The sequence below is a fragment of the Acidiferrimicrobium sp. IK genome, from assembly GCF_025499425.1.
GTDB lineage: Bacteria > Actinomycetota > Acidimicrobiia > Acidimicrobiales > Palsa-688 > Acidiferrimicrobium.
The window spans coordinates 17329-39139 of the sequence record NZ_JAIMCB010000014.1 but is presented as its reverse complement, the minus strand read 5'-3'; the positions used below and the strand labels follow the sequence as shown (position 1 = coordinate 39139).

Below are 21811 nucleotides of genomic sequence, written 5' to 3'. Positions count from 1 at the left end.
AGGCTCAGACCTCGAACCAGACGGTCTTGCCGTGGCTGGTCATGTGGTACCCCCACTGCCTGGCCAACGCGGTGACCAGCAGCAGGCCTCGGCCCCGGACCGACTCGTTGGCCAGACCCAGCTCCGGGACCGGAGGGGTGGGATCGGTGTCGGACACCTCCACCCTCAGCACTCCAGCGTCGCTGCAGTGGACGTCGATCACGAACGGGCTGCCGGCGTGGAGCACCGCGTTGGTCGCCAGCTCGGACACCATCAGCGCGGTGTCGCCGAGCGGGGTGTGCCAGCGGGTGAGCACGTCGGTCACGAACCGGCGGGCCGCGGCGACGCTGCGCGAGTCACCGTCGAATTCGCGCCGTTCGTGCATCTCGGGAGCGCTCATACCCTTTGACCGCCGCGCTCACTCCCCGCCGCGCTTACTCCCCGCCGTGGTCCGGGAGCGGGTCCTCCTGGCGGCCGTGCGGATGCCGGCCGGCCGTCGACTGCCGTCGGCTGCAGCACCTCGCGACCGGAAACACCGATGGCGCCCCGGAGGGCGCCATCGGCGGAGCGGACCGAGCGGCGGATCTCGGACCCGCTCTACCTGGAGTAGGTGGCGGGTTCCCACTCCAGGCGGCCAACCATATCGCCGTTAGGTCGACACTGCCACGTAGCGGGACAGAGATGAGAAGAAAGCCAGTCTCATCTCCGATTTTCATGCTGTGTCACGGCCTTCTGCGCGATGAGTGGTCCGTGGTGCGGCACAACGGTACCGACCGGAGGCATCCGGCGAAAGGGTCACAACTTGGTTTGACAGGCCTGCTAGCCCCGCTGCCGGGCCTTCTCGGTGAAGAGGGCCGTGCGCAGGGGTCGGGGACGCGGGATACTCCAGGTATGGGCGCCTCTGCACACATGCTGGCCGCGGGGTCGGGGGCGGGCGCGATCGTCGCGGTGGTGGTCATCGCAGTGGTGCTGATCGCCCTCCTGACGCTGCGGTCGGTGCTCATAGTGGTGACCGAGTACCAGCGGGCGGTGCTGTTCCGCTTCGGGCGGGTCATGCACGAACCCCGCGGGCCGGGCCTGGTGGTGCGGATCCCCTTCGTCGACCGGGTGACCAAGGTCAACCTCCGGGTGGAGGTGGTCGACATCCCCTCGCAGGCCGTCATCACCCAGGACAACGTGACCATCGCGGTGGACGCCGTCGTCTACTTCCAGGTGGTGGAGCCCACCCGCGCCGTCATCGGGGTAGACAACTTCCGCTTCGCCAGCCAGCGGGTGGCCATGACCAGTCTGCGTTCGATCATCGGCCGCTACGAGCTCGACAGCCTCCTGGCCCACCGCGAGGACGTCAACGACGAGCTGCGGGCCACGATCGCCAAGAGCACTACGGAGTGGGGGGTCGAGGTCCGCCAGGTCGAGGTCCGCGACATCAACCTGCCGCCGGAGCTGCTGCGGGCCATGGCCCGCCAGGCGGAGGCCGAGCGGGAGCGGCGGGCCAAGGTGATCGCCGCCACCGGCGAGCTGCAGGCGTCGAGCGAGCTGGCCGAAGCCGCCGACAAGCTGACCGCCAGCCCCGGCGCCCTCCAGCTGCGCACCCTTCAGACCCTCACCGAGGTGGCGGCGGAGAAGAACTCGACGTTGATCTTCCCGATCCCCGTCGAGCTGCTGAGCATGTTCCGCCCGCGTGACTGACCCGGCCACCGAACAGCCGGGGATCCACCAGCCGGCGACCGTCCCGTCCCGGCGTGACCCGCTGGCCGGCGCCGACCTGGAGGCCCGCCTGGCCGCCCAGCTCGACTTCGTCGTCGAGATCGACCGGGTCAAGCAGGGTGCTGCGGCGCAACCTGATCACCGACGGCAGCCGTCGCGAGACCGACGCCGAGCACCAGTGGCACGTCGCGCTCATGGCGCTGCTGCTCGCAGAGCACGCAGCCGAGCCCGTCGATGTGCTGCGGGTGGCCACGATGCTGCTCGTGCATGACCTAGTCGAGATCGACGCCGGGGACGCCTACCTCTACGACGCTGCGGCCCGGGAGTCAGCGAGGGCGCTGGAGGACGCTGCGGCCGAACGGGTTTTCGGGGTGCTGCCCGCCGACCAAGGCGGCTGGTTGCGGGGTCTGTGGGAAGAGTTCGAGGCCGGCGAGAGCGCCGACGCCCGCTTCGCGCTCGCTCTCGACCGGATCCAGCCCCTTTTGCTCAACGCGGCGTCGGGCGGCGAGGCGTGGCGGACCAACGGGGTCACCGCCCGGCGCGTGGAGGAGCTCGTCATCCCCCGGATCGAGCCGGGCAGCCCGGCGCTGCACGCCGCAGCGAGAGCCCTCGTCGCCCTGGCCGTCGACGACGGGATCATCGCCCCCTAGAGGCGCCGGCGGCCGTCCTACTCGGGCTTGGGCTTGAAGTTGATGAAGTAGCGGCTCGGGGTCGGTCCCCGCTGCCCCTGGTACTTGGAGCCCACCGCGGCCGAGCCGTAGGGGACGTCAGCAGGGGTGGTCATCGCCAGGAAGCTGATCTGGCCGATCTTCATGCCCGGGTACAAAGTGATCGGGAGGTTGGCGACGTTGGACAGCTCCAAGGTGAGGTACCCGTCCCAACCGGCGTCGACGAACCCGGCGGTGGAGTGGATCAACAACCCCAGCCGGCCCAGGCTGCTCTTACCCTCGAGCCGGGCGACCAGGTCGTCGGGGAGGGACACCCGCTCCGCGGTCGACCCGAGGACGAACTCGCCTGGGTGCAGGACGAACGCGTCCTCGTTGCCGATCTCGACCAGCTCGGTGAGCTCCTCCTGGTCCTGCTTGACGTCGATGACCCGCATCGTGTGGTTGCGGAACACCCGGAAGTAGCGGTCCAAGCGGAGGTCGACCGACGACGGCTGGATGTCGGCCGGGTCGAGAGGGTCGATCACGATGCGTCCGGCGGCCAGCTGCTCGCGGATCGTGCGGTCGGACAGAATCACGTCCCGGCACCGTAGTGGGCGCCCCGCCCCCGCTGCAGCAGGGCGCCCCTGTAAATCCGCGAACGTCCCTCCCGACCCCTCGAGCAGCCGGCGGTGCTACTGGCCGATCGGCAGGCCGCCGTCGACGCGGACGATGGCGCCGGTGGTGAGGCACCTACCCGCCGGCCAGGTCGGGGGTCGCGAGCAGGGGTTGAGCCAACGGGGGTCCCTCACTCGGCGGTCAGGACCCGTAGGGGACGATCGACTTCCAGTTGGGCGCCGACGGTTGCACCGCGCCGGCCGGGCCCTGCCCGACCAGCCTCATGATGTTGGCGACCATGGTGGTCAGGACCGGGGCCGGGCACGAGGCGGTCCCGGGGGGGCAAGGCAGCAGCTCGGTAATGAATGTCGTGTCGCCGGTGTCGATGATCCCGGCCTTGCTCCCCGGTTCGGTGTAGTACGTGAAGTCGGAGTAGTTGTATCCGTTCCAGGTCCTGGAGCTGGTGTAGCCCTCCCCCGGAGGGATGGGGGAGTGGGCGAGCACCTGGAGGTCGGCGGGCACGGCGACCGAAGGGTTGATGTGGTCGATGTCCGACCCGACCGCCGCTGGGATGTTCGCGCCGTTCGCCAGTCCCGTCCCTTGGAACAGCCAGGAGGAGGCATCGGTGATCACCATCGGGACCGGAGGCTTGTCGGGAGGCACCAGCCCCGAGTACATCTCCCCGGTGAACGCGGTCTGTCCCTCGTCCCACGAGTTGCCAGTCACCTGGTTGGGGTCGCCCTTCGACGCCGCGGGGTCCTCGCTGTTGTTGCGGTAGTCGACGATCTCCCGGTCTGGGCCGAGAGGGGACGCCTGCAGCCGGGCGTGGCGGACGATGGCCGCCCCGCTGAAGAACACCACGTTGGTCCCCGCCGCCGCGGCGGACTTGGCTGCCTGCAGCTCGTGGTAGGTCCAGGTCTCGTCGTGGTCGAGCGACAGCCATGCCCGGTGCTGTGCGGCGAAAGCAGGGTGCTCGTCCAGGGTGATGTTGGTGGCGTAGGTGGCGTCGAGGCCGTGCTTCTCCATCCATCGAATGAGCGGGTACTCGTTGTCGAGGAAGTCCGACGAGCCGTGCCCCGCGACGTAGGGACGGTCGAGGGAGACCACCCGGGCCCGGTTGCACGGCGGGTAGGAGCTGGTGTCGAGCAGGCAGGGCCCGAGGCCTTGGTAGAAGTCGTAGCCGCCGTAGGTGTCCCACCCCTGCTCGGTCGTGCTCCGGTTGACCACCAGGTAGGCGGCGTGGCTGGCCGGCTGCCAGACCGTCATTGGCACGTAGGCCTGCTCGTTGTCGGAGCCGACCAGCTTCAGGAGGTAGTCGCCTGGCGGCCACGCCTGGTCGACGTCCACGGTGAGCGCCTTGGACCAGTTGTCGCATTCAACGGTGTTGGTCGACTTGATGACGGGGCATTTGGGCTGGGCGACGCCCGGCAGTTCACCCGACGCCCATACCTGCCGTCCACCCGCACCGCCGTACCAACCCATCCGGTAGGCGACGACATGGAACTTGGCAGCGGTTGTCGACACGTACAGCCCGAATGACTCCCCGTCGGCTACGTAGTTGCGGTCGGTGAAGCCGTCGATGGTGCCGTGCGCCGCGGCGTCGGCGGAGATCTGCCAGGCCGTCGTCCCCGGACGCTGGTTCTCCGCCGCGATCGCCGCCGATTCGACGCCGAACGGTCCGAGTGACGTCGCGGTCAACTGCGGGGCGTCGGTGGCCTGCGAGGCGCTGTTGCCGGTCTTGGCGCCTGCCGCGTGGGACGGCCCGTTCGCCCGCCGGTGGTCCGAGGACGAAAGGGCCCCGAAGCCGACCGCGGCGCCCACCGTGATCGCAGCGACCGCGACCAACGCGGCGACGACGCGACGGTGACGGCGGCGGGCTCGCTCCTTGCGCCGGCCCTGGCGTGTGAGCACCGGCTCTTGGCTACCCATTGCCTTGTCCTTGTCCGCCTTGCGGCTGTCGCGCCCGCCGTGTCCGGCCTCTCGAGGAGGCATCGCAATATCGGCGTGGACGATACCTTTCTCCCGGCGATGGTGGGGCGCACTCGGTGCCGGCGCCGGGGTGCAGCGGTCGGCTGTCGCCTGCTGCCGCGGTCGGCTGTCGCCCGCTGCCGCGGCGCCGGCAGAGAAAGCCGCGACAGACCCCGCCCAAAAGAGGGGGGTATGTCGCGGGAAAGGCCGATATCGGACGGGTTCGCCGCGACACACCCCCGCCCCGCACGCGAGGTGTGTCGCGGGTTCCATCGGGTCCGCCACGTCCCCCGCCGGCCCCCGGCCGGCCCCCTCGCCGAGGCGCCGCCCACCGGCGAAGTTCGCCGGCCGGCGACCTACACCCGACCTACACCCCGGCCTCCAGAGCGGCCAGCTCGAGGGGCTCGTCCGCGGAGGCCGCTCCCGCGCCGGAGGATGCCGGCACCTCTCGCGGCAACGCCTGCGACGCAGCCCCGACGACGACCGCGACGGCCGTGAGGATGACCAGCACCAGGACCGAGGCGTGCAGCGACGAGCGGCCGCCATGCGCCGAGGCGCTCAGGTACAGGCTGCCGATGGTGGCCACGCCGAGACCGAGCGCGGTCTGCTGCATGGTCGTGAGGACGCCGCTGCCGACGCCGGCCAGCGCGGGCGGGACCTCCGACAGCACGATCCGGAACAAGGGGGGCATGATCATGCCCTGCCCCACCCCGCACGCCAGGGACGGGATGCAAAGGCTCCACATGGCCGGGTGCGGCCAGCCGGCGGTCAGGGCCCAGGCCAGGCCGCCGAGACCGCAGAACTGGATGGCGGCGCCGATGGTCAGCTGGGTGCGCCCGAAGCGGGCGACCAGCCACGGCATGGCCAGCGAGGCGGCGAGGAACCCGAGGGCCATCGGCACCAGCGTCATCCCGGTGCGCAGGGCGCTGAAGTGAGCGCCGACTTGGAGGGTGAGGGCGTAGACGAACATGAACCCTCCGAAACCGGCGAAGAACGGCAACCCGAGCAGCAGCCCCCTGCGCATGCTCGGAACCGCCAGCACCGACATCGGCACCAGGGGCGCGCCGCCGCGCCTCTCGAGGCGCCGCTCGGCTCGCACGAAGCCGGCGGCGAGGAACGGCGCCACGACCAGCAGGGCGACGGTCCACGCCGGCCAGCCGAGCGACCGGCCCTCGGTCAGGGGGACGAGCAGCGCCAGCAGCGTGGCGCCGAGGAAGGCGGTGCCGGACCGGTCGACGGGTGCCGGCGCCGAGCTGCGGGTCTCGGGGATAACCCTGCCGGCCAGCACCATGCCGACCACGCCTACGGGGACGTTGACGAGGAAGATCGGTCGCCATCCGGTGCCGGCGATGTCGGCGGACACCAAGACGCCGCCGAGGAGCTGGCCGGCCACCGCGGCCAGGCCGCCGGTGGCCCCGTAGAAGCCGAGGGCCCGGGCCCGCCCCTTGCCGGAGGTGGTGGCCTGGATGCTGGATAGCACCTGGGGCAGCATCATCGCGGACGCCGCGCCCTGCAGGGCCCGCCCGGCTACGAGGAGCCCGATCGACGGTGCCAGCCCGCAGGCCAGCGACGTGAGGGTGAAGCCGGCCATGCCGGCGATGAACAGCCGGCGCCGGCCGATGGCGTCACCCAGGCGGCCGCCGACGACCAGCAGCACCGCGTAGGCCACGCCGTAGCCGGCGACCACCAGCTGGAGCATCCCGGGCGAGGCGTGCAGGTCGTGGTCGATGGTGGGCAGGGCGACGTTGACGATGAAGAAGTCGGTCATCGGCAGGAAGGTGCCGACGAGCAAGGTGACAAGTCCGAGTGGAGAAAGGGCCGGGGGTGCGTCGGGGTCGGCGTGCCCGGCTGCGAGCGGGGTGGTGGTGGGGGTGCGCAGCGACATGTTCATCACTTTGAACCTCGACCTAGACCGGTACCAGGAGCCTGGTTATCCAGGTATTGGCAACACCTGGTAGCCAGGCTCTAACCATGGCATCCTGGTACTAGACCCTTCGCAGGAGGCTGTACTCGTGGCCATCGGCGCCAACTCCGTCCTCGACGACACGCGCTTCGACGCCCCGGGATCGGGCGCGCCCGGAGATGCTCCCGCTCCGGGCGCCTCCGGCGATGCCCCTGAGCCGGCAGCGTCCGGCGATGCCGCTGAGCCGGCAGCGCCCGGCGACGGTCCGCTGGTCGATCCCGACGCCCTGCGCCGCCGGGAGCTGGGCGCGTTCCTCCGCAGCAGGCGGGAGCGGATCGCCCCCGACCAGGTTGGCCTGTCCAGGAGCGGCCGGCGGCGCACCCCCGGCCTGCGGCGCGAAGAGGTGGCCGCCCTGGCCGGCGTAGGGGTCACCTGGTACACGTGGCTGGAGCAGGGCCGCGACATCCGGGTGTCCGGCGAGGTACTGAGCGCGATCTGCCGGACGCTGCAGTTCGACCCTCACGAGCGCCGCCACCTCTTCGCGCTGGCCGGATCGACGGAGTCCGGGCCCGACAGGGAGTGCACCGGGGTGACTCCGGCGATCGAGATCATGCTGAGGCAGCTGGTCCCGCTGCCGGCGTGCGTGCTCAACGGGCGCTTCGACATCCTCGCCTACAACCGGCCCTACGCCGTGTTGTGTGGCGATTTGGATCGGGTGCCCTATGAGGACCGCAACACCCTCCTGCTCAGCCTGACCTATCCGGAATGGCGGCGCGCCATCGTCGACTGGGACGACGCGGTCGCCCGCTGCGTCGGTCAGTTGCGCGGATCGATGGCGGACCACGTCGCCGAGCCGGCGTGGAAGGCGCTGGTCCGCCGGCTGAGCGACGAGTCGCCGGAGTTCGCGCAGATGTGGGCGCAGCGCGACGTCCACCAGGTCGAAAACCGGGTCAAGTTGCTCCTCAACCCCGACGTCGGCCTGCTGCGCCTCGACTTCACCAACCTTTGGGCCGGTCCCCGGGTGGGAACCCGCCTGGTGACCTACACGCCGGCGGACGCCGAGACCGAGCAGCGGCTACGCCGTCTCGTCGAGCTGCGCTCCTGAGCCCTCCGGTCGGGGCCGGGGCGGCTCACCCGTAGGCGGCCGCGTCGGCCACGTAGGGCCCGTAGGGCGACACGGGCTGGCGGACCAGGCCCCGGCGTAGCAGCGACCCCCACTCGGTGCCGATCGAAACCCCGAAGATCGCCAGCCAACGCGAGAAGAACCACGCCGAGAGGGCGTCCTCGATCGGCCAGGAGGGGAACGCGGCCCGCAGCGTCGCCACCTCCTGCACCGAGAACATCGCCCCCGCGAGCCGGCGCAGGGCGTCGCTGACCCCTGACCCGAGCGCGAACTCGGACTTGACCCGCCCGGCGATGTGCTCTGGGAGCAGCGTGCGGGCGACCTGGCGGAGCGCGTACTTCCTGGTGACCGCCGAGCCGCGGGTTCTGATCTTGTCGTCGGGTGGCAGGGCGCGGGCGTGGCGCATGACCGACGTGGAGAGGAACGGCACCCTGGCCTCGATCGACGCGGCCATGGTGGAGCGGTCCAGCCTCAGGCAGTCGGCGACACCGAGGTTGGCCTGGTGCTGCATAAGCGTCCCGTTGAGGAACGCGGCCGGCACCTCCTCGAGATCCGCGTAGCCGGCGAAGAGCTCGTCGGCTCCTTCGCCCGACAAGAGGACCTTGATCCCCTCCTCACGGGCCCTCCGGGCGGTCAGGTAGGTGCTCACCGCGGTCATCACGATCCACACCTCCGGGGAGGCGGTGCACTCCACCGCCACGTCGACCAGGGAGGCCAGCTCGTGGTCGTTGACGATCACCTCGTGGTGGGTGGTGCCCAGCAGCGATGCCACCTCCCTGGCCGCGAGCAGGTCGGTGCCGTCCTCGGTGCCGCACGTGAAGGTCGCCACTCCCGGCGCTGACTGAGAGGCCAGCGCCGCGATGAGCGAGCTGTCGACCCCTCCGCTCAACATGCACCCCCACGGCACCTCGACCGGGATCTGCTCGGCGACCGACGAAGCCAGCAGCTCCCCGAGGGGGGCGTCGCGATAGGAGAGGTGCACGATCCGCTGCATCCGCCCCGAGGAGCTCCATACCGTTCCCGGCGGCATCCGGGCCACCTTGGAACGCAGCTCCGGCGGGAACGCCGAGATGGTGCTGGCCGCGTACCGGCCGGAGCCGACCGCGCAGGAGTACAGCGGTTTGATGCCGACCTGGTCCACCGCCAAGACCAGCTCCTGGGCGGCCAGGTCGGCGATGCAGATGGCGAACATCCCCTCCAGGTGGTTGGCGAAGTCCAGGCCGAAACGCTGGTATAGGAACGGGAGGATCTCCCCGTCGTTGCTGCTCTTCACCTCGATGCCGAACTTCTGGGCCAGCGCCGCCGCGTTGTAGATCGCCCCGTTGAACACCACCACCACCGAGCCGTCCGCCGACACGAGCGGCTGGTCGCCGCCGACCAGGCCGCTGATGGCCAGCCGGTTGACGCCCAGGCTGCAAAAGCCCAGGCTCAGCGCCGACCGCTGGTCGGGCCCCCGGGCCTGCTGCTGGGCCAGCGCGTACTGCACGAACCCGTCATTGCTCGGTAACGCGGCGGCCAGGCCACACATCGGCTATCTCCCCCTCCTGCGACCGGGTGGCGCGCCGGGCGAAGGGAACCTACTGCGAACTCCCGAACCACTGCTGGCGCAGCGGGAACAGGTACCGGTCGGTCACGACGTTCAAGATCCTGCGGGCGTCGGCGAAGTGCTCCGCCAGGTCGGCCACCACCTCGAGGCTGAAGGTCAGCGGAGTGCCGGCCCTCCGGGCGGCGTCGGCCGCCAGCTGGTACCACCTGGCGCCGAGCAGTTCCAGCAACGCGCTGCCCGTCAGGTCGCCGGCGGCTCCGCCCAGGCCCGACAGCCGCAGCAGCCGGCCCTTCCCCGCGCCGCCGATCGCCGGCGGCGAGTCGGGGAACACGCCCGTGGTGAACAGCGCCAGGTCACCCAACCGGCGGTACACGCCCGGACGCTCCGCGGGGGTCACTACCTCGAGCATCCCAGCCAGGCGCACCGCGTCCAGCTCGCTGTAACGGCGCCGCTGCCAACCCCGACCGGAGCGGACCCAGGCGACGCCGCTCACCACCCGGGTGTAGGAGGCCAGCAGCTCGACGAGGGTGTATCGGCGCAGCGGGTCGTCGAGCAGGGCTCGCAGACCGCTGACGTCGAACACTGGGATCCGGACCCGAGGCGCCCACCGCTCCTCCACGAACGTGGCCTGGGCCAGCGTCGCCGCGGTGCGATGGACCGCGACCGCGAAGGTCAGGAACGGGGAGACCCCTACCCGCAGGCCGCTGCCGTCGGCTCCGAAGACCGCGGTTTCAGCCGCCTCGGAGGCCAGGGCGGCGCCGAGCGCGCTTCGGGGCCCGGCCGCGTCCCCCAGCAGGCGCCGGTCGGCGTCGGTCAGCTGCTGGCGATAGAAGGCGTCAACGTCGACCATCTCCGCTCGAACTGTACCGCCGGTCTCCCCGTCACCGCCGACCCTCCGACGTAACTCAGCGGTCGACCCGGCACGCAGCGCGACCGGACAAAGCGGGACACAGCACCCGAGCGCGAAATGTTCTTCGCTGAACCGGAACTGAACCAACCCGCAGGTCAGAGGCCTGCGCGGCCCGGCCGGCCGCCGGGCGCCGCTTATACCCCCCTTGCCGCGATCGCAAACAGCAGCTTCACTGGTCGTCGGGCCAACCCGGCGGGTTGGCCGTACTACTGCGGAGGCTGCGCCGAAAAACGGTGCGCCTGACGCACCGGAAGACGGAGACCCCGTGAACGACGCTTACGCCGCTGCCCTGCTCACCCGCGCTGTGCCCGCCCCTCCCGCCCCGCGCTCGCTGCGTCGACGGGCTCGTCGGCGCGCTGGCGCCCGAACCCCGAAGGCCCTGCGATCGACACTTGCCCGGCGATTGGCCGGCGCCGGTCGATTAGCCGGCGCCGGCGTGGTGGTCAGCGCCGGGATCCTCACCGGGTCCGGGACGGCTGCCGCGGCCGGAGCCTCCACTGCCGCACCGGCGACCGCAGTCGCGGCCGGCGCCCAAGCGCCGAGCGCGCCAGCGCCCGCCGGGGTCGTCGAACCGGACGGCGCCCTTTTCACCACCGCCGGCGCCTACCCGTCGCTGCCGGCGCTCAACGCGCCGGTGGTGGGATGGGCGTCGGCGCCCGGCCAAGGCGCCTGGGAGGTGGCCAGCGACGGCGGGATCTTCCCGAGGAGCGCCCCTTACCTCGGCTCGCTCGGCAACGTTCGCCTGAACCGTCCGATCGTGGGGATGGCACCGACACCGACGGGGCGTGGCTACTGGCTGGTGGCGTCAGACGGGGGGATCTTCGATTTCGGTGACGCCGGGTTTTTCGGGTCGACCGGGAACGTGCGCCTGAACCAGCCGATCGTGGGGATGGCACCGACACCGACGGGGCGTGGCTATTGGCTGGTGGCGTCAGACGGGGGGATCTTCGATTTCGGTGACGCCAGCTTCTTCGGGTCGACCGGCAGCGTGCGCCTCAGTCAGCCGATCGTGGGGATGACGCCGTCGCCGACGGGGCGTGGCTACTGGCTGGTGGCGTCCGACGGAGGGGTCTTCGATTTCGGCGACGCCCCGTTCCTCGGGTCGCTGGCGGGGCGGGCCAGCGCGCCTGCGGTCTCGGTCTCGGCCGCGACCGGCGGGTACCGGGTCGCACTGGCCGACGGGGCCATCTGGCAGTTCACCCCCGGGTCGGCGGGGGCACTGGCCGACCGGCTTCCGGTCCCATCGACGTACGCGGCAGGAGCGGTCCAGAAGGCTGCGGCCGCCAAGGCGGTGGCCATCGCCTTGTCGCAGGTCGGCAAGCCGTACGCGGTCGGTGCCGCCGGGCCGGGAGCCTTCGACTGCTCCGGCCTCACCAGCTACGCCTACGGCAACGCCGGCGTGGCCCTGCCGCGGACCACGGCGCAGCAGCTGGCGGTGCTACCCAAGGTGCCCCTGGCCGCAGCGCAGCCGGGTGATCTCCTCTTCTTCTACCCCGACATCAGCCACGTCGGGATCTACCTGGGAGGCGGATTGATGGTCGACTCGCCCCACGTCGGCGCCGCGGTGCGGGTAGAGCAGTTCTCCTGGTTCGGCCCGGTCATGGGCGTCGGCCGCCCCGGCTGACACCGCCGCCCGGCCCTGGCCGATACCGGCGCTGCCCGGCCCCAGCTGACCCCCGGCGGCGGGTTCGGGTCAACCCCCGAGGGCGGCCCACTCGTCGATGCCGGGCCCGGTGAGGACCCGAGCGAAGCCCTCCTCGGCAGCACCGGTCAGCGGCCCGTCCGCCCCGAAACGAGCCGGGACGATCGGAGGGGCGCCGGTGGCCCGGAACGCCATCAGCCCCCGGCGGTAGGCGGCCTCGACCTGGCGGCCGGCCACGGCGAGGAGCGCCGGCCCCAGCCCGCCGACGGTGACCAGCTCCGGGTCGAGGGCGTTGACCAGGCCGGCGGCGCCCCGCCCGAGCGACCGGCCGAGGGCTCGAGCGGCGCGAAGCTCCACCGGCTTGCCAGCCGCTGCCGCTTCCAGGACCTCGGCGGCGAACGCCACCGCGTTCCTCGGCGCCGGCTGACCGACCATGCGGGCGATGGCCGCCCCGTCCAGCACGGTGTTCCAGCACCCGAGCGCGCCGCACCCGCACCGGCGCGAAGACGACCCGAACGGGAGGTGCCCGAACTCGCCGGCGGCGCCGGCGGTGCCCAGCACCGCCCGGCCGCTGTCGACGAGCACACCTCCGACGCCGCAGTCCAAGTACAGGTGAACCGCGGTCGACGTGCCCACGGCGGCACCGCACCGCTGCTCGGCGAGGCCGGCGAAGGTTGCGTCGTTGCCGCCGAGCAGCGCGACGCTTGACGCCCGCCCCGGTCGCAGCGCGACCAGGTCGAGGTCCCGCCAGTCCAGGTTGGGGGCGTGGACCAATCGGTTGCGGTTAACCGTGCCGGGCACCGCAGCGGCGAAGGCCCGGATGCGGGTCCCGTAGCGCCGCCACGCCCGGTCGAAGCTCGCGGCGACGGCCCGCACCACCTCCTCCTGGTCGCCGCTGTGAGCCCCGGCGCCGGAGCGGACGACGCCGCCGCCCAGCTCGACGACAGCGACCCGCCAGCTGTCGTGACTGATCGCGGCGGCCGCCACCAGCGGGCCGTCGGGGTGGGGGTGGAGGGCGGTGGTCGGCCGGCCCCGCCGCCCGGTCGGCGCCGCGGCCCGCTCCTCCAAAAGGCGGAGCCCGACCAGCCGGGCCACCGTCTCGGTCGCGTATCCGCTGGCCATGCCCAGCTCGGCCGCGGCGTCGGCCCGGGTGATTCCCGGGCTGGCGTGCACCGCAGCGAGCAGCGCCGACAGCGCCGGGCTCCGGGTCGCTGCTCGCTCCACGCCACCTCCCTCCCTTTTCCTCGTACTCCGAGTATATGCTGTGGGGGTGAACCTCCGCATGGCCGAGCGTGCGTCTGGCGGGGGGTCGGGCCGCTCCCGCCGGCACGGCTTGGCCGTCGCGGCCCTCGCCAGCGCGGCGTTCGTCTACGTGACCGCGGAAGGGTTGCCGGTCGGCCTGCTCGGGCAGATGAGCGGCGGCCTGCATTCCAGCGTCAGCGCGATCGGCCTATTGGTCACGGTGTACGCCGGGGTCGCCGGCCTGGCCGCGGTCCCCGTCACTGCGTGGATGGACCGCCGGGACCGTCGCCACGTCGTGGTCGGCGCCGTCTCCTTGCTGGCGGTCTCGCAGCTGGTTATGGCGGTCGCCCCCAACTACGCCGGCGTGCTCGCCGCCAGGGTGGTGTGCGCCCTTGCGCACGGGGTGTTCTGGTCGATGCTGGCGCCGGTGGCGGCCAGGTTGGCGCCGCCGGGCCGGGCGGGGAGGGCGACCGCGATGGTGTTCGTCGGCAACTCCCTGGCTCTGGTGGCCGGCATACCGATCGCCAGCGCGATAGGCCAGGCGGCGGGTTGGCGCGTCGCCATGGCCGCGATGGGAGCAGTGGCCGCGGTGTCGGCCGGCGCGTTGTGGGTGACCATGCCCTCCCTGCCTGCGGTGGGCGCAAGGCAGGGCCTGCGGGCGGTGAAAGGCCTGCTTCAAGACCGCGGCCTGGCGGCGCTGTGCGCGATCACCGCGCTGGCGGTGATCGGGCACTTCGGGGCCTACACCTACATCACCAGCCTGATCCGGCGAGACGCCGGCCTGGCCGGGTTCGCCGTGTCGGCGGTGCTGTTCGTGTACGGCGCGGCGGGCGTGGCCGGCATCGGCGTCGTCGGCCCCCGAGTCGACCGGTCCCCCCGCCAGGCGGCGGCGCTGTGCGTGGGTGGCCTGGTGGTGGCGATGGGGGCGCTGGCGCTGGTGGCCCGCGGGTCGGTGGTGGTCACCGTCGTCGCGGTCGGGGTGTGGGGGGCGGCGTTCACCGCGTTCCCGGTGGCGCTTCAGACCGCCGTGCTGCGCGTCGCGCCACACGCCGCCGACGCCGCGTCGGCGCTGTACGTGGTGGCGTTCCAGATCGGGATCGGCGGCGGCGCCTTGGTCGGCGCGGCGCTGGTGGCCGGCGGCCACCTCGCCGTGCTGCCGGGGCTCGGCGCACTGCTCGCCTTGGCCGCCGGGGCGGTGGTGGCGCTGCGGTGGCCGGCGCCGGCCGGGTGACTCACACCCGGGTCGGGCTGCGGTAGACGACGATCCCTCGCCGGTCGCGCTTGGCCTCGTACATCGCCTTGTCGGCGCAGCGCAGCAAGGCGGTGGTGCTCCGGGCGTGGTCGGGGGTGACCGCGATGCCGATGCTGGCACCGACCCGCAGGTTGCCGACGGCCAGTCCGCCGAGGGCTTCCAGGCAACGGCGGGCCAGATGCTCGGCCATCTCGACGGTCGCGTTGGGGGTGGCGAGAAGGGTGAACTCGTCTCCGCCGGTTCTGGCCACGGTGTCGCTGGCCCGGCACGCCGAGCGCAGCCGTGCGGCCACCTCGATGAGCACCTGGTCGCCGGCCTGGTGGCCGTAGCGGTCGTTGATCGCCTTGAACCCATCCAGGTCGAGGACCAGCACCGCCACCCGCTCGTGGGCCTCGACGGCCGAGGTGAGCTGGTTGTCGCAGTACCGGCGGTTGGGGAGCTTGGTCAGCTGGTCGTGGGTGGCGTCGTGCCCCTGGGCGTGGGCCAGCGACGAGCTGCGCCCGACCGCCCAGGTGGCGACGGGCATGAGGCCGATCAGCCAGAGGCTGCGGTCGCCGGCCGCGACGATGATCGGGGCCAGGCTGGCGAGGAGGGTCTCGTGGTGGAGCTGCCCGCCGGCGATTTCCTTGAACACCCGCAAAGCCGAGGTGTGCGCGGTGATCGACACAGCGACGGCGGTCAGGAGGAAGTTGCTCGCCGCCGACACGCTCGCGGCGACCGCGAAAGCCGCCAGCCACCAAAAGGAGAGGGGCCGGCCGCCGCCCAGACCGAGTCCGGCGAGGTGCAGCACCACGCTGGCTAGCGACAGGGACACGACCAGCTGCCCGGTGTTGACCACCGCCTTGTGCCGGGCGTAGCCGCGCACGACGTCGCCACCCCCGAAAATCACCGCCGACGCCACCACCGCCGCCAGGGGGGTGGCGCACAAGAGAAGCGCCAGCATGAACGTCCCGTCCGGGCTGACCTGGATGTCACGCTGGCCTGCCACCCGGCGGAAGCTCATCTGCAGCTGAGCCAGGACCAAGCAGCCGGCGAGCAGGGCGAACTCGTAGGGGCTTCGCCCGAACAGCGGCTGGCCGAGGCTGAAGCCGGTGTCCAGGGCTAGGAACGAGACCGCCGCGACGACGACGGCGACGATGTAGGCCGACATGCGGTCGTGCTGCACGATCGTCAGGTCGGAGGTCAGCCGCTGGGGGACCGGCCGGGCGCTCGGGTGGCGGGCCTGAGCCTGACCCTTCCTGGTCACCCGCCGCAGGGCGCGGCCACGATCGGCTCGGGATGCCAGACCGCTCGTCATAGACGAAGTATCGGCAAAGCGCGCAGAAACCTAAAGCTCATGATGTAGAGGCGTCGCGACGCCAACCGGGGGAGGGTGCTAGCGGCCCGCCCGCCGGGGAGAGGCGGGGCCGCACGTGCGGGTACCCGCTAACTCCAAAGCGTCACGTACACCGGCGGGCGGAACCGGCTGGCAGGGACCGCACCGTCGCTTCGGTGCATGCTCTGCATGGCCTCGGGGGTGGCCAGGAACCGCATCAGCGCGGCGACCGCCGGCGGGCGGCGCTCGACGGTCAGGGTGCTGACGTACCAGAGGAGCTGCACCGGCGTCGAGGCCACGTCGAGGCGGCACAAGACGCCCCGGTCCAGGTCCCGGCTGACCAGATGGGTGATGGCCGGCGCCACCCCGGCACCCTGCTCGGCGGCGGCCCACGCCGCGGCCTGGTTGGGGAACACCCGCACCCGCTCGGCCGGCACGTGCAGGTGGGCCATGAGCATCCCGACCTCGCTGGAGGGATCCATCCCCGCCGGCGCGACCAGCCAGTCCTCCCGGGCCAGGGCCTGCCATCGGATCCCCGCCTCGTGGGCCAGGTGGTGGGCGGGGGAGGCCACCACGATCAGCCCGTAGCGCATCATCGCCTCGGAGGTCAGGCCGGCGGCTGCTTCGCCGCTCAGTCGGGGCCCGAAGCACACGTCGGCCAGCCGCTCGTGGAGCAGGGCGGCCATCTCCGCCGACTCGGACACGCCGAGGGTGGTCTCGATGTTGGTGGTGCGGGCCGCGAAGGCGGCCAGCAGCGGCGGGACCACGAACTCCGCGACCGTGGAGGTGGCCGCCACCCGCAGCCTGGCCGGCGCCCCCTGCGCCTGGCGGATGACCGACTCGCCCTCGGCGGCCAACCCGACGATCTGCGAGGCGATCCCGACGAAGCGTTCGCCGCCGGCGCTCAGCGACATCCCCGACGGGGTCTTGGTGATGAGCGGGTCGCCGAGCTGCTGGCGGAGTGCGGCGAGCGCTCCCGACACCGCAGGCTCGCTGACCCCGAGGGCCTGAGCCGCGGCCTTCACCGATCCCAGCCGGGCGACCAGGACGAACGCCTCTAGCTGCGTCAGGGTCACGGTACGGGTGTAGCACGACGGGCAGCGGCAGGATAAGTGATTGCTTAGGGCACCGTTGACGGCGGCCGGAGGCGGGCGCAGGATGGCCGGTGCCGCAGCCGCGGCGGGGGAGACCAGGGGGTGCGCGCCATGCAGGTACCGGCGCCGTTCGAGTACGAACGGGCGACCAGCGTCGATGAGGCCATCGCCCTCCTGACCCGCCACGGCGCCGACGCCCGGCTCGTGGCCGGCGGGCACAGCCTGCTGCCGATGATGAAGCTGCGCCTGGCCCGGCCCGAGACGCTGATCGACATCAACGGCCTGAGCGACTTGGACTACATCCGCGTCGACGGCGACGAGATCGCGCTCGGGGCAATGACCCGCCACGCCGCGGTGCTCGACTCGCCGCTCCTGGCGGAGCACTACCGGATCTTCGCCGAGGCGGAGCGGGTGATCGCCGACCCGTTGGTGCGCAACCGGGGCACCGTCGGCGGCTCGTTGTGCCAGGCCGACCCGTCCGAGGACCTCTCCGCGGTGTTCTCCGCCCTCCGCGGCCGGGCGGTGATCCGCGCCGCGTCGGGCACCCGGTCGGTCGACCTGCGGGACTTCCACCGCGGCCCGTACGAGACCGCCGTCGGTCCCGCGGAGATCCTCCTCGAGGTGAGGGTCCCGATCCGGCCCCGGACCGGCAGCGCCTACCAGAAGGTCGAGCGGCGCGCCGGTGACTGGTCGATCGCCGCGGTCGGCGCGTTCGTCCAGATCGACGGGGACACCATCAGCGACGTCGGCATCGGGATCACCGCGGTCGGCGCCGAGCACTTCGCGTGCGTGGCCGCCGAGGACCAGCTGCGGGGCAGCCCGGCCACACCCGAGGCGGTAGCTGCGGCGGCCGCCACCTGCGCCCGGTCATGCCATCCCTCGGCGGATCAGCGCGGCCCGGAGGACTACAAACGCCACCTCGTTGAGGTGCTCGCCGGACGGGCGCTGACCCAATCGATCGCCCGTGCCAGAGGAGAAGCCAGCTGATGCACGTCAATGTCACCGTCAACGGCGCGGAGACCGGCGCCGACATCGAGGCCCGGCTGCTACTGGTCCACTACCTGCGAAACGAGCTCGGCTTGACCGGCACCCACTGGGGGTGCGACACCTCAAACTGCGGGGCGTGCACCGTGTGGCTCGACGGCGTGCCGGTGAAGAGCTGCACGACGCTGGCGGGCATGGCCGACGGGCACGAAGTGCGCACCGTCGAGGGCCTGGAGGGCACCGACTTGGATCCGGTCCAGCAAGGGTTCGTCGAGGAGCACGGCCTGCAATGCGGGTTTTGCACCCCGGGGATGATGATGACCGCCCGGGCCCTGCTCGACCGGGACCCCGACCCCGACGAGGCGACCATCAGGGAGGCCATATCCGGCAACCTGTGCCGCTGCACCGGCTACGAGAACATCATCCGGGCCGTGCGCTGGGCGGCCACCCATGAAGCCGCGGCCCGCGCCGCCGACCAGGAAGGGGCGGGTGTATGACCGCGACCGAGGCACCGATCCCCGACGTTTCGACGAGCGCGGCGGGCAACCCGCTCGGCTTCGGGCGAATGCTGCGCAAGGAGGACGCCCGCTTCGTCCGCGGCCAGGGCCACTACGTCGACGACGTCAACCTCCACGGCATGCTCCACAGCGCCATCCTCCGCAGCAGCTACGCCCACGCCCGGATCGTGTCGATTGACACCAGCGCCGCGGAGGCCCACCCGAAGGTCAAGGCGGTCATCACCGGCAAGACCCTCGAGACCCTCAACCTGGCGTGGATGCCGACCCTCTCCGGTGACGTCGTGTCGGTGCTGGCCACCGACAAGGTCCGCTTCCAGGGCCAGGAGGTCGCCTACGTCGTGGCCGAGGACGAGTACGCAGCCCGCGACGCCCTCGAACTGATCGAAGTCGAGTACGAACCGCTCCCTGCGGTCGTCGACGCCCGCCACGCGCTCGACCCTGACGCCCCGATCATCCGCGACGACCTGGAGGGACGCACCGACAACAAGATCTACGACTGGGAGGCCGGCGACCAGGCGGCCTGCGACGAGGTCTTCGCCAACGCCGAGGTGGTGGTGGCCGAGGACATGATCTACCCCCGGGTTCATCCCGCGCCGATGGAAACCTGCGGGTCGGTCGCCCACATGGACAAAGTGACCGGGAAGCTGACGATCTGGACCACGACCCAGGCCCCGCACGCCCACCGGACCATCTACGCCCTGGTGGCCGGGCTGCCGGAACAGAAGATCCAGGTGATCTCCCCCGACATCGGCGGCGGGTTCGGCAACAAGGTCGGCATCTACCCCGGCTACGTGCTGTCCATCGTCGGCTCGATCGTCACCGGCGCACCGGTGAAGTGGGTCGAGGACCGCAGCGAGAACCTCATGTCGACGTCCTTCGCCCGGGACTACCACATGCACGGCGAGATCGCCGCGACCAGAGAAGGCAAGATCCTTGCCTTGCGCGTCGACGTGCTCGCCGACCACGGCGCCTTCAACGGGGTGGCGCAGCCCACCAAGTTCCCGGCCGGCTTCTTCCATATCTTCACCGGCTCCTACGACTACCCCGCGGCGCACTGCAAGGTCACCGCCGTGTACACCAACAAGGCGCTCGGCGGCGTGGCCTACGCCTGCTCGTTCCGGATCACCGAAGCCGTCTACCTGGTCGAGCGGATGGTCACCTGCCTGGCCGACGAGCTGAAGATGGACCCCGCCGAGCTGCGGATGAAGAACCTGCTGCGACCGGAGCAGTTCCCCTACACCTCCCCGACGGGGTGGGAGTACGACTCCGGTGACTACCCGCGGGCCTTGAAGGAGGCCATGCGCATCGCCGGGTACGACGAGTTGAGGCGCGAGCAGGCCGAACGGCGAGCAGCCGCAGCCGGGCCGGACGCCGACCCGGCCGCGCCGCTCATGGGCATCGGGCTCTCTTTCTTCACCGAAGGAGTCGGCGCGGGGCCCCGCAAGCACATGGACATCCTGGGCCTCGGGATGGCCGACGGTTGCGAGCTGCGGATCCATCCCACCGGGAAGGCCCAGCTGCGCCTGAGCGTGCAGACCCAGGGGCAGGGGCACGAGACGACCTTCGCCCAGATCGTCTCGCACGTGATCGGACTGCCGCCCGAGGACATCGAGGTCATCCACGGCGACACCGACAACACCCCCTTCGGGCTCGGCACCTACGGGTCGCGCTCGACGCCGGTGTCGGGCGCGGCCGCCGCGGTGGCCGCGCAGCGGATAAAGGACAAGGCCCGGATCATCGCCGCCGCGGCCCTCGAATGCTCCGTCGACGACCTCGAATGGGAGCACGGCCGGTGGTTCGTCAAGGGCGACCCGTCTCAGGGCAAGACCATCGCCGAGATCGCCATGGCCGCCCACAGCTCCCTCGAGCTGCCCGAAGGCGTGGAGGGTCACCTCGACGCGTCGGTCGTCTACAACCCGCCCAACCTGACGTATCCGTTCGGCGCATACATATGCGTGGTCGACGTCGACCCGCAGACCGGCGTGGTCAAGGTCCGGCGGTTCATCGCCGTCGACGACTGCGGTCCTCGGATAAACCCGATGATCGTCGAGGGGCAGGTCCACGGCGGCTTGGCCGACGGGGTGGGCATGGCCCTCATGGAGGTCATCGCCTTCGACTCCGACGGCAACAACCTGGGCGGGTCGTTCATGGACTACCTGCTCCCCACGTCGATGGAGTGCCCCAGCTGGGAGTTGGGCGAGACCGTCACCCCGTCGCCGCACCACCCGATCGGCGTCAAGGGGGTCGGCGAGTCGGCCACCGTCGGCTCCCCGCCGGCGGTGGTCAACGCGGTCCTCGACGCCATCCAGGTCCGCCAGGCCGACATGCCGTTCACCCCGGCGATGACCTGGCGGGCGTTGCAGGGCCGCAACCTGCGGCCCGACCTGGCCATCGAGTAGGAGCGGTCATGATCCGTCAGGACCTCTCCGGCCGCTCCGCTCAGCTGCGGGCCTCCCGGGTGCCGTTCGTGCACGCCCGGGTGGTGTGGGCCGAGGCGCCGACGTCGGCCAAGCCCGGCGACGAGGCCATCGTCCTCGCCGACGGGGCCATGGAGGGTTTCGTCGGGGGGAGCTGCGCGGAGGCCACCGTCCGCCAGCAGTCCCTCGACGTGCTGCCCTCCGGCGAGACGGTCCTGCTGCGGATCACCCCCCAGCCCGAGCCGGACCAGCCCGGCAAGCGGGTGGTGCACAACCCGTGCCTGTCGGGCGGCACCATCGAGGTGTTCCTCGAGCCGCTGGTCCCGCCGCCGCTGGTCCACGTGGTGGGAGACGCCCCGACCGCTCGGGCCCTGTTCGCCCTCGGCCGGCCGCTCGGCTACGCCGTCGGCCGCTACGACGGTCGGATCGAGCCCGACGCCGCCGCGCTGGTCGTGGCCTCCCACGGCCGGGACGAGGAGGAGGCGCTGGTCGCCGCCCTCGAGGCCAAAGTGCCCTACGTCGGCCTGGTCGCCAGCCGGACCCGGGGCCCGGCGGTCGTCGCCGGCCTCCCGGTCCCCGACGAGATGCGGGCCGCGGTCCGCACCCCCGCAGGGCTCAACATCGGCGCCGGGACCGCGGAGGAGGTGGCCCTGTCGATCCTGGCCGAGATCGTCGCCTCCCGGCCCCGCCAGCCCCGGCCGGGGCCGCCGATGCCGGCGGTCGCCACCGAGATCGACCCGGTGTGCGGGATGACCGTGGTGGCCGCCGGTTCCAGCCTCCACAGCGAGGTGCCAACCGCGGAGGGCGCTATGCGGACGGTGTGGTTCTGCGGGACGGGCTGCCAGAAGGCGTTCCTGGCCGACCCCGACGCCTGGCCGGCCCCCGCCGGGCGGTGAGCGCAACCGACCCGTCGGTCCGCCCCGACCTGCCGGTTGGCTCCGACCCGCCG

General features: G+C 71.8%; 18 protein-coding genes. 9 read left to right on the top strand and 9 right to left on the bottom strand.

Translation table 11 applies throughout. From position 1 onward, the window contains the following. Positions 1-4: 4 nt before the first annotated feature. The gene (locus K6U06_RS19610) at positions 5-379 is read right to left on the bottom strand and encodes an ATP-binding protein (protein WP_262323665.1); all 375 of its coding nucleotides are present in this window, start codon (positions 377-379) and stop codon (positions 5-7) included. A gap of 491 nt (positions 380-870) precedes the next feature. On the opposite strand from K6U06_RS19610, the gene K6U06_RS19605 reads away from it, so the two are divergent. Next, the gene (locus tag K6U06_RS19605) at positions 871-1668 is read left to right on the top strand and encodes a slipin family protein (RefSeq protein ID WP_262323664.1); all 798 of its coding nucleotides are present in this window, start codon (positions 871-873) and stop codon (positions 1666-1668) included. A 137-nt stretch (positions 1669-1805) separates the two neighbouring features. Next, on the top strand, positions 1806-2336 hold the full coding sequence (locus K6U06_RS19600) for an HD domain-containing protein (RefSeq protein WP_262323663.1): 531 nt from the start codon (positions 1806-1808) through the stop codon (positions 2334-2336). Between the two features lie 17 nt (positions 2337-2353). On the opposite strand, the gene dcd is transcribed toward K6U06_RS19600, so the two are convergent. The 3 genes from dcd to K6U06_RS19585 form a co-directional block, all read right to left on the bottom strand. After that, complete coding sequence (gene dcd / locus K6U06_RS19595) at positions 2354-2929, bottom strand: dCTP deaminase (RefSeq protein WP_262323662.1); 576 nt, start codon at positions 2927-2929, stop codon at positions 2354-2356. Positions 2930-3149: 220 nt separating this feature from the next. Continuing rightward, entirely contained in the window at positions 3150-4877 is a 1728-nt protein-coding gene (locus tag K6U06_RS19590; protein ID WP_262323661.1) for a N,N-dimethylformamidase beta subunit family domain-containing protein, read from the bottom strand. A 406-nt stretch (positions 4878-5283) separates the two neighbouring features. After that, a complete protein-coding gene (locus tag K6U06_RS19585) occupies positions 5284-6801 on the bottom strand; it encodes an MFS transporter (RefSeq protein WP_410051105.1) in 1518 nt (505 codons plus the stop codon). 127 nt (positions 6802-6928) lie between these two features. On the opposite strand from K6U06_RS19585, the gene K6U06_RS19580 reads away from it, so the two are divergent. After that, complete coding sequence (locus tag K6U06_RS19580) at positions 6929-7924, top strand: helix-turn-helix transcriptional regulator (RefSeq protein ID WP_262323659.1); 996 nt, start codon at positions 6929-6931, stop codon at positions 7922-7924. Positions 7925-7949: 25 nt separating this feature from the next. Here K6U06_RS19580 and K6U06_RS19575 read toward each other — a convergent pair whose 3' ends face one another. Beyond that, on the bottom strand, positions 7950-9470 hold the full coding sequence (locus K6U06_RS19575; protein ID WP_262323658.1) for an asparagine synthetase B family protein: 1521 nt from the start codon (positions 9468-9470) through the stop codon (positions 7950-7952). Positions 9471-9519: 49 nt separating this feature from the next. Then, positions 9520-10338 (bottom strand): hypothetical protein, encoded by an 819-nt coding sequence (locus K6U06_RS19570; protein WP_262323657.1) that lies wholly within the window; start codon positions 10336-10338, stop codon positions 9520-9522. Positions 10339-10801: 463 nt separating this feature from the next. Between K6U06_RS19570 and K6U06_RS19565 the strand changes: the two genes are divergently transcribed. Next, positions 10802-12022, top strand: coding sequence for a C40 family peptidase (locus tag K6U06_RS19565; protein WP_262323656.1), 1221 nt, complete (start codon positions 10802-10804; stop codon positions 12020-12022). A 69-nt stretch (positions 12023-12091) separates the two neighbouring features. Here the strand turns inward: K6U06_RS19565 and K6U06_RS19560 are convergent, their stop codons facing one another. Next, positions 12092-13264, bottom strand: a complete 1173-nt coding sequence (locus tag K6U06_RS19560) for an ROK family transcriptional regulator (RefSeq protein ID WP_262323655.1) — start codon at positions 13262-13264, stop codon at positions 12092-12094. A gap of 46 nt (positions 13265-13310) precedes the next feature. On the opposite strand from K6U06_RS19560, the gene K6U06_RS19555 reads away from it, so the two are divergent. Continuing rightward, complete coding sequence (locus K6U06_RS19555; RefSeq protein WP_262323654.1) at positions 13311-14513, top strand: MFS transporter; 1203 nt, start codon at positions 13311-13313, stop codon at positions 14511-14513. Between the two features lies 1 nt (position 14514). On the opposite strand, the gene K6U06_RS19550 is transcribed toward K6U06_RS19555, so the two are convergent. After that, the gene (locus K6U06_RS19550) at positions 14515-15831 is read right to left on the bottom strand and encodes a sensor domain-containing diguanylate cyclase (protein ID WP_262323653.1); all 1317 of its coding nucleotides are present in this window, start codon (positions 15829-15831) and stop codon (positions 14515-14517) included. Between the two features lie 128 nt (positions 15832-15959). Continuing rightward, positions 15960-16925, bottom strand: a complete 966-nt coding sequence (locus K6U06_RS19545) for a LysR family transcriptional regulator (RefSeq protein ID WP_262323652.1) — start codon at positions 16923-16925, stop codon at positions 15960-15962. Positions 16926-17054: 129 nt separating this feature from the next. On the opposite strand from K6U06_RS19545, the gene K6U06_RS19540 reads away from it, so the two are divergent. Genes K6U06_RS19540 through K6U06_RS19525 form a run of 4 tightly spaced genes read left to right on the top strand, consistent with a single transcriptional unit; the run spans position 17055 to position 21758 of the window. Beyond that, a complete protein-coding gene (locus K6U06_RS19540; RefSeq protein WP_262323753.1) occupies positions 17055-17930 on the top strand; it encodes an FAD binding domain-containing protein in 876 nt (291 codons plus the stop codon). Then, a complete protein-coding gene (locus K6U06_RS19535) occupies positions 17930-18424 on the top strand; it encodes a (2Fe-2S)-binding protein (protein ID WP_262323651.1) in 495 nt (164 codons plus the stop codon). The genes K6U06_RS19540 and K6U06_RS19535 overlap by 1 nt, the downstream gene beginning before the upstream one ends. Beyond that, a complete protein-coding gene (locus K6U06_RS19530; RefSeq protein WP_262323650.1) occupies positions 18421-20844 on the top strand; it encodes an aerobic carbon-monoxide dehydrogenase large subunit in 2424 nt (807 codons plus the stop codon). The genes K6U06_RS19535 and K6U06_RS19530 overlap by 4 nt, the downstream gene beginning before the upstream one ends. 8 nt (positions 20845-20852) lie before the next feature. Then, positions 20853-21758 (top strand): XdhC family protein, encoded by a 906-nt coding sequence (locus K6U06_RS19525; protein WP_262323649.1) that lies wholly within the window; start codon positions 20853-20855, stop codon positions 21756-21758. Positions 21759-21811 lie beyond the last annotated feature (53 nt).